The following is an 11,345-nucleotide window of genomic DNA, read 5'->3' on the forward strand; positions in this document are numbered from 1 at the left end:
GTACTGGGGGTAACAGCGGCTGCGTTGGGTGGTTTGCTGTATATGGAGTCGTCTAAGGCGGATGTCGCACAGGGACAATTGGCAACGTTGCGGAACAAGACTTCAGATCTGCAGCGAGAGCGCTCCCGGAATGAGGCGCGTATGCATCAGCCGGTGAATGCGGCGGCGCTGGAGCGCTCCCGGTTTTTGAATGAGCTGTTCCTGCGCAAGAGCTTCAGTTGGACCGCTGTGATGATGGACCTGGAAAATGTGCTTCCAGCAGGAGTACAGGTGTCATCCATCGAACCGCAGATCGGTAGCGATGGCGAGGTGCATATTCGCCTGCGCGTGATGGGAGACCGCGACAAGGCGGTAGAACTGATTCGTAACCTGGAGCATTCGCGACGGTTTGCCGAGCCTCGCCTGGCCAGCGAATCGTTGCAGACGTCAGGCAATCAGCCTGCCTATCAGCTGGCAGCGATGGGCAATGTAGAGTTCGATATCCTGTCCGGCTATAACCCGCTGGCTCCGCGTACCGAAGCGAAGAAAGACACAGAGAAGGACGATACGGCGAAGGCGAAGAAGGACGTTACAACGGTGAAGCCGGCAATCCGCACTCCTGGAAAGCTTCCCGCAAAGCCTGTGAATGCGCCGAGCGGGCCGGGGATGCCGATCAGGTCAGGTCCACCTGCTGGGCCGGGTACAGCGATGCGGCCGAAAACAGTTACGCCAGGAATCAACCAGGGAGGGGTGAAGCGATGAGTACATCTACCGTCACTCCCAGTGTGAATTCGCGCCGCGTGGCGGCGGCCCTGTCTCCTGTGAACCTCCATATTGCAGGCGTGATGGTGCTGCTGGCTCTGAATATCTATCTTGCGGTGCATCTCTTCCTGGCATGGARCAAGCTTCGTCAGAGCGGCAGCGACGCAGTGAGTCAGCAACAGGTGGCGTTGAAGACTGCCGATATTGCGGCGCAACCGCTGCGTGGGCTGGATGACAAACTGAGCACTGCACGTGCTGATGCTGACAAGTTTACCGAGCAGCGCTTGTCCTATGCGTGGTCGCCGGTATTGGCGGAGCTGGGTGCACTCGCGAAGAAGCAGAATGTCCGTCTGACGAGGGTACAGTACACCGAGACCCCTGCGGAAGATTCGCCTGATCCTGATCTGGTCGAGATCAGGATGGATATGACGCTCTCAGGAGACTATCGTCCTCTGATGCAGTTCCTGAATTCAGTGGAGCGGGACAAGACCTTCTTCGTGATCGGTGCAGTGACGTTTACAGGGCAGGCGGGCGGAGGGAATAACAACAATGCGCCGGCAACCTCTGTGGTGAATCTGCGTTTGCGTGTGACGACGTATCTACGCAAGCCACTGCCGTCCGATATCAAACAGGAGACAGGTACGAAAGAGGTCAGCACCAAGCAGCAGGAGGCAGGTCATGAAGTCCGGCGCTGAGGATAAGAAGAAGGTCGCCATTGCCGGAACGCTGGGCGCTGTTGCGGTGATTTGCCTGGGCTATATCATCTGGGACAACTTTCTTAGTTCGCCGGCAACTACTGCCCCACCTGCCGCTCCGGTCATTCGTGACCTGACGCCTAACGGTGGAACTGCTGCGAATACAGGCCGTAAAGGCGGAGGAGCCACAGGGGGTTCCTCCGCGAAGAAGGTTGGCACGACGGCGGCGCAGCTTGATCCCACGCTCCATATGGAAGCGATGAAGGTGGCGGRGTCGCTGGAGTATTCGGGCTCTGGGCGGAATATCTTTTCGATGACGTCAGCGCCTCCACCGATGGCGAACATTCCAAAGCCCATTGCTCCACCGCGTCCGATAACGCAACCGGTGAATCTTGCACCAGTTGGGCCACCGCCGCCTCCGCCGATCAACCTGCGTTTCTTCGGAGTAGCGACACGGTCCAATGGGCTGCGTCAGGCATTCCTGCTGCAGGGGGATGATGTCTTTCTGGCGGGATCCGGCGATGTGGTTGCGCGCCGTTATAAGGTAGTGACGGTCAATGCTACCTCTGCCGTGGTGATGGACATGACCAACAATAACCAGCAGACCCTTCCCCTGGTGACGCAATGACGAAGCAGCGGACCAACGAAGACGGTTATCTTCTGGTTGGTCTGCTGGTGATCATCTTCATTGTGCTGTTGACGCTTGGAGTAGCCGCGCCGACGATGCTGAAATCATTGCGGCGCGATCAAGAGCTCGAGTCCATGCACCGTGCGCAGCAGTACCAGCGTGCGATTCGGCTGTACTACCTTAAGCTTGGCCATTATCCGGCCTCGATCGATCAGCTCGAGAATACAAATAATCAGCGCTTCCTGCGGCGGCGCTATGTCGATCCTCTGACAGGTAAGGATGATTGGCGCCTGATCCACTTCGGCCAGGCGAAGGCGCAGATTAAGGGCTTCTTCGGCAAGCCGCTTGCGCCTACAGGCGGCGGTCTGGGGGCAGCCTCAGGAATGGGCTCGAATATCGGGGGCGTCAACACCACTGCCAATCCAGGCCTGGGTGCAAGTCCAGGACTTGGCGCGACGGGAGCGAGCGGAGCCACTGGCAGCACGGGAAGCACGAGCCCCTTTGGCGGTATCGGCAGCCAGAGCGCATCAAGCCTGCAGGGAACCGGTGGCCTAATTGTCGGTGTAGGGACCTCCAAGACCGGACCGTCACTGCTGGCGATCAACGGGGATGAAGTGAAATACGAGGACTGGGAGTTTACCTACGATCCCAGGGTGGAACAGCTGCGGGCGCAGGCAAGCCTTCTGGGAGGCGCGCCGAGTAGCGGCTCCTTAGGAAGCCTGGGTTCTTCCGGATCGACCGGGAGTACGGGAAGCAGTGGGGCTAGTGGAAGCAGCGGCGCTACCGGAACCTCAACGACGCCGCAACCGTAACAAGTGTCCCGACAGATTTCTTTGGACTCGCTTGCATCCCGTTGTGTTCATACCCTATGTAGTATATTACCTATAAAGGGGCCAAGCCGCCTGCCCTGCAGATGCGTCGACCGCGGTAAACGCTAAAACTAACTGACAAGGCTCGATCCCGGAGAAGGTTGCTATGATAGAGCGTCGTTTCACCCTTTCTTTGCTTGTGCTGGTTGGTTTGCAAGCGGCAAATCATGCGCAGGTTCTGACGGCTCAGTACGATAATTTCCGAACCAGCGCAGACCTCCACGAGACGATTCTGAAACCATCGAATGTAAACGCTCGCGATTTCGGGAAACTATTTTCCAGAACTGTGGATGGGGATGTTTTTGCCCAGCCTCTGTACATGCCCTCGCTTGCGATTCCTGGAAAGGGGAAGCGCGATGTGGTCTTTGCCGCGACGGCACACGATAGCGTCTATGCATTCGATGTGAACGGTACGGTCGATGCTCCCTTGTGGAAGACCACGTTTATCAACCCACAGCGTGACATAACCGCACAGCTTCGATCCGCTCAAAGAGAACCCGCGTGCCGCGCTGCTGCTCGTTGGTGGCGAAGTGTATGTGACCTGGGCTTCATCCTGCGACTTCGGTCCCTATCACGGCTGGATCATGGCGTACGATGCCCACACCCTGAGACAGCGCGCTGTGCTGAACACCTCTCCGGACGGCGCGAAGGCTGGAATCTGGCAGTCCGATGCAGGACCTTCGGCCGATGAGGGAGGCAACATCTATGTTGTTACCGGCAACGGCGACTTCAACGCGGCGAACGCGAATGGCAGAAACTTCGGCGATAGCCTATTGAAGCTGCGCCTGGATGGTCCGAACTTCGTGGTGCGTGATTACTTCACACCCTTCAATCAGAAGATTCTGGATTCTAAAGATCAGGATCTCGGAAGTCAGGGACCAGTCTTGCTTCCGGCGCAAATGGGGGCTCATCCGCATCTGCTCGTAATTGCCGGGAAAGAGGGCAAACTCTACCTGCTCAATCGTGACAAGCTCGGAAAGTTTCACGAGGGTTCCGATACCGACGTTGTGCAGACCATCATCAATGAGAAGGGCGCGTATGGAGCCGCGGCATATTGGAACGGCCACATCTTTTTGACAGATCGAAGCTACATAACCCGCGACTTTGCGCTCCAGGCGGGCAAGCTCGTTCTTAAGGGCGCGACCGCCAAGATGCTGTCACCGGCGGCGACACCAATCGTCTCGGCCGATGGGACGAAGAATGCAATTTTATGGGTCGTCTCCACAAAGGAGTGGAACGAGGCACACATGGACAGGGCTGCGGTCCTGCATGCATACGATGCGAACGATATTTCGCATGAACTCTACAACAGCGAACAAAACAGCAACCGCGACCGCGCCGATATGACCGTTCGTTTCTGCATGCCTACGGTTGCGGATGGCCGCATATTTATCGGTGCTCGCGGCCGGCTAGATGTCTATGGGTTGCTCAACAAAGCTACTCCTCGAAGGTAAGCTCGGTACGCCGGTAACTAGCCTGCTCGGGCCTCTTCGAAGGGCATCTCTTTGCGGTCCCGAAGCTCAATCGGAAACCGTTCAGTAAAAGAGATCTATGCTAGCTTTCTGGAGCGGGAGACCGGGATCGAACCGGCGACATTCAGCTTGGGAAGCTGACGTTCTGCCACTGAACTACTCCCGCTCGTGGAACCGATTATAGAATGCCGCAGCGTTTCTGCGAAATACTTACCTGCCAGCGTACCTTCTTCTTTGCTGTGCTCGCAGGGCGCTGAAGAACCGCGTCGATAAGGTTAGGGAAGCGCGCATCCAGATCTTTGCGGCGAAGGGTATTCAGCAGCGCTGTTCCTTGCCGCGTGGTAGCCATAATTCCCGACTCCCGCAGGACACGGACGTGATGCGACCCGGGGCCCGATTTCGGTGATCTGCAAGTTGGACCGATTTACCTCGGAGATCCCGATCTTGACGCTCCTGCAAAAGCAGGCTGCAATCCGGGGAATGGTCACTGGCCCGCGTCGCGTCTTCGAAGAGATGAACGAGGCACTATATGTCCTGTGATCGATGCTGTATATGCATTCGAAGACGCCCTCAAAGCATATGAGTATCTGTACCGTGGAGCGTTCGGAAAGATTGTGATCCGCGTCGGAAAATAGAGCGCACGAAACACAAGAAGGCAGCCATGCCATGAGCCTTTGATCGAGGGCTTTGCTGGCTTCCTGGAACCTCACAAAAACTCCGCTCCCAACAAAACGCAATCCGCAACAATCGCATCCGAGTAACCTACGCACCTGCGAGTCAAATTCCATGGAATTCCCGAGAAGTCATGGAATCGGGAGGAAATTATGAAGGTGAGAGAAGTGATGACATCCAATCCCATCTGTTGTGTTCCGGAAGATACAGCACAACATGTGGCGAAGTTGATGTGCGAACAGAATGTTGGAGCTCTCCCCGTAGTTACCGATCAGCAATCCCGTACGCTGACAGGGATCATTACCGATCGCGATCTCTGTTGTTCGGTCATTGCTCAAGGCCTCGATCCTAAAAGCACGACAATCCAGAGATATATGCGCCAGAATCCGGTGTCCTGCCGCGACGGCGAGAACCTGGAGCACTGCGAAGATGCAATGCAAAAGCATCAGATTCGCCGTGTTCCTATCGTTGATGGCGAGGGCCGTTGTATCGGCATTGTCGCGCAAGCCGACCTGGCACTCAAAGATAGATCGGAGAGAGTATCCAAGACTGTAGCGGAAATCTCCAGGAGCCGGTCTGTAGCGGCATGATGGGAGATCAACATATCTACATATCTACAAATGACCTGACGCCAAGCCCGCCGGCTGGTGTCAGGTCCTTGCAGTTAATGGGTTATAGCAGGAATATGCTAGAAGATCACGAGGCGCTGCTTGGCTGCGTAGATTACGAGGGACGTTCTATCGTCCACTTCGAGTTTACGAAAAATAGAAGTCAGGTGATGCGAGACAGTAGCAAGGCTGATATGAAGCCGATCGGCAATCTCCTTGTTGCGCAGGCCCTGGCAGATGAGTTCGACGACTTCACGCTCTCGCGGTGTGAGAGACGCGACCTTGCATTCATCGGCATCGGGAACCTGACGCCTTGTAAGAACCTGTTCAAGCATGCGCTCTGCAGCTGCCTGCTCCAGCCAGACCCCGCCGTTGATGACCTTACGGATGGCCATTGGAATCTGCTGGATGGGCCACTCGCGCTGAAAGACACCCTTGGCTCCGCATCGCAAGGCGCCTTCAAGAAAGGCCATATCCTTTCGATTCGTGACAACAATGACTCGGGTCTCCTCGATTTCGCTGACGAGGAGCTCCAACTCTTTCAGTTCTTCACGAAGAATCTCTGCACTTACCAGCAACACGTGCGGTGAATTATTTCGTACCGCATCAAGGAGCCGCTCTGGGTTTTGACATTCTGCAAGAATCCTTATATCGGATTGATCAGCTACTGCACTTCTCAGACCTGAAAGAGACATTGGTTGATTATCAGCAATGACTACATCTATCGCTGCCATATTCCTCCTCGCCCTGTTGGGCAAACCGCGGCAGCCAAGGGGTCCCAGTGCGTGTGATTCACGCATCTAAATATTTAACATGGCCCACTCTTACTTTTGCGGTTAGATGCGGTGAGGGCGTGATCGGTTGGACACGGAGACCTTTACTAGATATGCGCTGAATACACATCTGAACTATTTCGACCGCGAGTATGGCAATTTTTCTTTTGTCAAAAATGAATTACAAATGAGCGGTATCCGACATTTGCGTGACGGCGTACATTTTCAGGATCCTGGCTATAACCGTCTTATGTACGGCCGCTGGGCGGAGCTTGGTGCTCTCGGCATTCGGTTCGATGCGGTTGTGGATCCGCGGAACAATCTTGGCCCAGTGAGGCCAGAGATACTGGAAGAGGCGGACCAATTATCGAATCATTCGATTGAAGCGTTCGAAGGGCCGAACGAGATGGATATCAGTGGACAGTCCGATTGGACCTCTACAGACCGCGACTACATCAAAGCCCTTTTTCGTTCAGCAAGATCACTCGCAGGCGGCAATCGTTTCCAGATCATCGGCCCATCGCTGGCCTTCGCAAAACGCGGGTCAGAGCTGGGGAACCTCGCTGACTCTATTGATGCTGGGAATCTTCACCCATATCCCGCGGGGAAGATGCCGTCGCACGTCTTTCCAGAGCAGACGGACTTCGCAAAGAATGTGTCCGGGGCGAAGAACATTGTCGTTACAGAAACCGGTTACCACAATGCTCTGAACGACCACACGGATCAGCCTGCTGTCTCGGAATTGGCCTCGTCGAAATACATCCCACGGCTGTTTCTTGAGCACTTCTCGCGGGGAATTCAACGGACATATCTCTATGAATTGCTGGATGAGACGGCTGACCCGGGTCTTGCGAACAATCAACTGCATTGGGGACTGATTCGCGCTGACAGGTCTGAGAAGCCTGCATTCATCGCAGTAAAGAGACTTATCGAAGAGCTGAACGACACGGCCACACCTGCTCGCCTTCATTCGTTAGCCTGGTCGCTCGAATCGAAAGACTCTCGCATCCATCATGTGTTGCTCGAGAAATCGAGCGGGGAGTTCGATCTTGTGCTTTGGCAGGAGACACCAAGCTACGACACCTTCTGGCAGAAGGACATTTCGAATTCACCCATCGCAACAACATTGGCGCTGACGGGTGCCGCTCGTCGCCTCGTTCTCTACGAGCCCTCAGTACAGGGTGATCCGCTGAAGGAATGGAAGGATACCGCGAAGATTCCTTTGGCCATTCCGGATCACCCGCTCGTTATCCGCATCGTTACGCGATAGAGCGTTTCCCTGTTGCTGGGTATCCCGAAAGTGACGTGTGGCGGCGTTTTCATTTGCGGAAAACGCCCAATAGATGCTGGAGCCCTACTCGACGCCTACAGGGAAAATGCTCCAGCATCGGCGTAACGATGCGGGATCAGAAGAAAAAGTGATCCTCGGTAAGCAGTGACCGTACGCCGGCTATGACGCGGCCAAGGCGGGTAGACCTGACGGCCGCAAACCTGGGGCTAATAACCCCACCGAAGCCGGTGTAGTGAAGAATGCTGCCCGATGTTCCCAGGCCCGCGAAGTCGAAGATCAGTCCCTTGTTTGCCGCATGCTGGATGGCCTTCCATACCAGCATGCTTGCCGCTCCATTTCCGGCAGCATCACTGCGAGTACAGGAGATGTAATAGGACGTCTTTTGATCCCACGCGCAGAAATTCGCGGCCACGATCTCTCCGGTCCGATTTCTGGCGGCAATCACGCGTCCCTGGTTGTGTTGGAGCGCAGCCTCGATAAGCCTTTTACAGGCGGAGAGATCCAGCTTATTGCGCACGCTTTTTGAGGAGAGGTTCGTCTCATACAGCCGGATAAAGGCATTGGCGTCTGGGATCTCAACCGTCTCAAACTGTTCTTCTGCCCGGCGGATTACATTGCGTGTTTTGTCGCGCATGCGCTGCCAGATTTCTTTCTCCGAGGCCGGCAGCACCTCATAGGTAAATTGCACATAGGTGCGAAAGGCCTGCTCTTGAAAGGGGATTACGTCAGGCGTTCCCCCATGGCAGCGAATGCATTGCCATGATGACGGCGGTAGCTTATGAATGAGCTCCCGTGTAATTTCAAGTCTGCGAAGATAGCGTGTGTTTGCACTGCCTTCTCCCTCATCAATTCCTGGTCCCAGAAAGTAGGTAAAGGGGGGAGTCCAGATTCCTTTGAGGCCCAGACGGTTTCTCATCATAAACGGAAGCCGGCCGACGGTCTGGTTATTCGCCGAGACCTCCAGGGTAGTATGGCGTCCTTCGGTGGCGGCCTCCATCCACCAATCTTCGTGGAAGACGGTAGGAATAAGGCTCATCCGGGATGAGGAGATAGCGGTTTTGGGCGCGACAGCATCAGCGCCCGGAGGTTGGGCGAGCCTGGTTCCGTTGCGGGGAGAAGTTACCTGGAGAAGGGTAGTGTCATACAACGGTTTTCGCGTACTTTTTGGTTTCTGCGACTCTTCCGTGCTGGTCGCCTCAGTCGTTATCTTCATAGGGAGAGTACTCCTCGCATGGCGCGTCGTCTTTCTTTCCAACGTCGCGCATGACCGACCAGGCAAGGCACGCTGTATTCTTCTCGCGGCGTGCGAAGATTGCATTCGTCTTCCGATATGGATTCGATGGGAACATGCTGTGAGCTGCAAACCCCCTTATTTCTGCCAAACTACGTTGGACTCTGTGTCGATGTTCGGCGATAAGGAGAGCTCCTCATAAACGCTCTGAACTTCGCCGGCCATGACACTGACACGATAGTCTTCAATTCCGTTCAGTGCCTGTTTTCTCCATGCGTCGCGCTCATCCTCGGAGCCGATCAAGGACGATATGGCTCTGGCGAGTGCTTCCGGAGATTGGGGTGGCACCATGACTCCGGAACGCCCATCGTCCAGAGCTTCGGAGATGCCGTCGACATTGGTTGCGACAATGGCGCAACCCGCCTGGCGAGCTTCAATCAGTACCAGCCCAAACGACTCTCGCCTTGAAGCCAGAACGAAAACATCCGCGCTCAGCATGTATGCCTGAGGTACTGCCCGAAACCCTTCGAAATGAATGCGGTCATGGAAGAGGGACTGCTGTGCTCGCTGTTCGAAGATATTCCGTTCCGGCCCATCGCCAACGAGGTAAAGATGCGCCGTTGGGAATTTGCGTCCGACAGACTCAAACGCCTCGATGAGTTCTGCAATGCCTTTGCGGCTTGTCATGCCGGCGACGGTAACAAGCGAGATCGACTGCGGTATTGACGATGCCATTACCCTGGTCGGTTACGTCGTTGAGGATATGGAGAACTCGCATGTCCCCTCCTAAGTGGTTGCGTAGCTGGCGGTTGGGTTGGGTTGATAGTCGAGCGTCCGTTCGCGTGTCTCTGGACTGGAAGCTGCAGCGAGGCTCATGGATGCAAATGTCCAGACCATGAAGCCTAGGACGCCCAGCATGACGCTGTTCAGCATGGCCTGTGCGACAAAGCCAATCAGGATCGCATGCGACGCGAGGACAAAGGGATCCCGCCGACTATGGCGGATCACTTGAAAGAGAAGATAGCCGAGCCCCAACAGGTAAATGAACGTGCCGACCCATCCGAGGGAATAGAGAAACTCAAGTAAGGTACTGTCATGAGGACCGATCATATCGTCGTCGCCTTCGGTGTTGTGGTTGGTATCGGTGCTTCCGATGCCTTCACCCCAGGGCTCCTCAGCAATCTCGCGAAGAGCTCGTTGGTGGCCTTCAATACGGGCAAGATAGCTCACGTCCTGTGATGGCTGCGAGAACGTACGCATGCGTGTTGCAACAACTTCATCAACACCAGGAACCTGCGTAGCGGCCAGCATGAATGCGATGCAAGCGAGCGAGGCAATCGCGAAATTGACGCGCGCACGCATTCCGAGGCGGAAGAGGAGATATGCGCCGCCGGCTACCAGGCTGAGCCACGACGAACGGCTGAGGGTCATGATCAAGCTAACGAATCCGAATGCCGCAGCCGGCAGGCGTAGCTTCTCCTTCGAGTTGAATAACAGCAGAAGACCGGTGGCCATCGCCGCGGCGAAGATGGCCGGTGCATTCATAGTGCTGAATGCACGGGTCTTCATAGGATCGATTTCGCCGAAGGAATTCATCTGGACGTGCAACATCCAGCCACGGTCCCATTCTGGAAGGACAAAGAATTGATAAATGCCGTAGGCTCCCAGGATCAGTACACCGTAGAGAAATGACTTTTCAATCACCCTGCGGAACTCTGGGTAGAACTCTCGATTCTGATAGATGAACAGGCCAAAGATGACGGGGACCAGCCAGTTCAATAGTGCGCGTAATACATTGAACAGTGGAAGGGTCACAAGACCGAAGACGGCGCCATAAAAGATTGCCGCCAATGCGCAGGCATAAGGAACGGTACCCCGGTCGGTAAGGCATCGCAGATTCGCAAGCAGAGGAATTCCTGCAAGACCGGCAACAAGATAGGGAGCAATTTCGACCGGGTTCGCAGGTGTGTATCCCGATTGATAGTCTGCCATGCGGCCGAGAAACGGAGTCACAAACCACAACCAGAAGGTGAGGCCAACGTAGTGCGGCTTTGACCGCCAGAGTAGAAACGCACCTATGATCAGGCTGAGGGCAGGGAATGCAAGCCGCAAAAGTCCGGCCTGATGGCCAAGAATCAAGATTGCGGGCATTCCCACGAGTATCAGGATGGCACAAAGGACCTGTCCGCGATGCAGCGTAGGATGGTGGACCTCGCCGAGGGGATACTGCTGTACATCTGTGAGAACAGTCATGCGGCACGCTCCATACGCCAGCCCGAGACCACACTCCACAAGAGGCGGATATCTGCCCCTTCGGGGACCAGGCTCGGTGGCTTGGTTTTGAGAAACCAGTGGAAGCCAACAT

12 protein-coding genes and 1 tRNA gene are annotated in these 11,345 nt (G+C 55.5%); 7 read left to right on the forward strand and 6 right to left on the reverse strand.

Features of this window, described 5'->3' with window-relative positions; translation table 11 throughout:
- The 5 genes from AB4043_RS19155 to AB4043_RS19175 form a co-directional block, all read left to right on the forward strand.
- Positions 1-741: PilN domain-containing protein (locus tag AB4043_RS19155; RefSeq protein ID WP_442307792.1), on the forward strand; the 741-nt coding region annotated here is incomplete at its 5' end.
- Positions 738-1,436, forward strand: a complete 699-nt coding sequence (locus tag AB4043_RS19160) for a hypothetical protein (protein WP_442307793.1) — start codon at positions 738-740, stop codon at positions 1,434-1,436. The genes AB4043_RS19155 and AB4043_RS19160, both read left to right, overlap by 4 nt.
- Positions 1,420-2,064: a hypothetical protein gene (locus AB4043_RS19165; protein WP_442307794.1), complete on the forward strand. Its 645-nt coding sequence runs from the start codon at positions 1,420-1,422 to the stop codon at positions 2,062-2,064. Before AB4043_RS19160 ends, AB4043_RS19165 begins: the two co-directional genes overlap by 17 nt.
- The gene (locus AB4043_RS19170; RefSeq protein ID WP_442300899.1) at positions 2,061-2,876 is read left to right on the forward strand and encodes a type II secretion system protein; all 816 of its coding nucleotides are present in this window, start codon (positions 2,061-2,063) and stop codon (positions 2,874-2,876) included. The genes AB4043_RS19165 and AB4043_RS19170 overlap by 4 nt, the downstream gene beginning before the upstream one ends.
- 593 nt (positions 2,877-3,469) lie before the next feature.
- Positions 3,470-4,387 (forward strand): hypothetical protein, encoded by a 918-nt coding sequence (locus AB4043_RS19175; RefSeq protein ID WP_442307795.1) that lies wholly within the window; start codon positions 3,470-3,472, stop codon positions 4,385-4,387.
- Between the two features lie 109 nt (positions 4,388-4,496).
- Here the strand turns inward: AB4043_RS19175 and AB4043_RS19180 are convergent.
- A tRNA-Gly gene (locus tag AB4043_RS19180) sits at positions 4,497-4,571 on the reverse strand.
- Between the two features lie 12 nt (positions 4,572-4,583).
- On the reverse strand, positions 4,584-4,754 hold the full coding sequence (locus AB4043_RS19185) for a hypothetical protein (protein WP_442300901.1): 171 nt from the start codon (positions 4,752-4,754) through the stop codon (positions 4,584-4,586).
- A gap of 475 nt (positions 4,755-5,229) precedes the next feature.
- Between AB4043_RS19185 and AB4043_RS19190 the strand changes: the two genes are divergently transcribed.
- Positions 5,230-5,667 carry a CBS domain-containing protein gene (locus AB4043_RS19190; protein WP_442300902.1) on the forward strand — a complete coding sequence of 146 codons (438 nt, stop codon included), beginning with the start codon at positions 5,230-5,232 and terminating at the stop codon, positions 5,665-5,667.
- A gap of 98 nt (positions 5,668-5,765) precedes the next feature.
- Here AB4043_RS19190 and AB4043_RS19195 read toward each other — a convergent pair whose 3' ends face one another.
- Complete coding sequence (locus AB4043_RS19195; RefSeq protein WP_442300903.1) at positions 5,766-6,419, reverse strand: response regulator transcription factor; 654 nt, start codon at positions 6,417-6,419, stop codon at positions 5,766-5,768.
- A gap of 226 nt (positions 6,420-6,645) precedes the next feature.
- Between AB4043_RS19195 and AB4043_RS19200 the strand changes: the two genes are divergently transcribed.
- Positions 6,646-7,728: a hypothetical protein gene (locus AB4043_RS19200; protein WP_442307796.1), complete on the forward strand. Its 1,083-nt coding sequence runs from the start codon at positions 6,646-6,648 to the stop codon at positions 7,726-7,728.
- A gap of 136 nt (positions 7,729-7,864) precedes the next feature.
- Here the strand turns inward: AB4043_RS19200 and AB4043_RS19205 are convergent, their stop codons facing one another.
- From AB4043_RS19205 to AB4043_RS19215, 3 genes are all read right to left on the reverse strand, one after another.
- Positions 7,865-8,962 (reverse strand): GNAT family N-acetyltransferase, encoded by a 1,098-nt coding sequence (locus AB4043_RS19205; RefSeq protein ID WP_442300905.1) that lies wholly within the window; start codon positions 8,960-8,962, stop codon positions 7,865-7,867.
- Between the two features lie 156 nt (positions 8,963-9,118).
- Positions 9,119-9,715, reverse strand: coding sequence for a glycosyltransferase family 4 protein (locus AB4043_RS19210; RefSeq protein WP_442307797.1), 597 nt, complete (start codon positions 9,713-9,715; stop codon positions 9,119-9,121).
- A gap of 51 nt (positions 9,716-9,766) precedes the next feature.
- On the reverse strand, positions 9,767-11,233 hold the full coding sequence (locus AB4043_RS19215; RefSeq protein ID WP_442300907.1) for an O-antigen ligase family protein: 1,467 nt from the start codon (positions 11,231-11,233) through the stop codon (positions 9,767-9,769).
- Between the last annotated feature and the right edge of the window lie 112 nt (positions 11,234-11,345).

Origin of the sequence: Terriglobus sp. YAF25 (assembly GCF_052113305.1) — a bacterium.
Classification (GTDB): Bacteria; Acidobacteriota; Terriglobia; order Terriglobales; family Acidobacteriaceae; genus Terriglobus.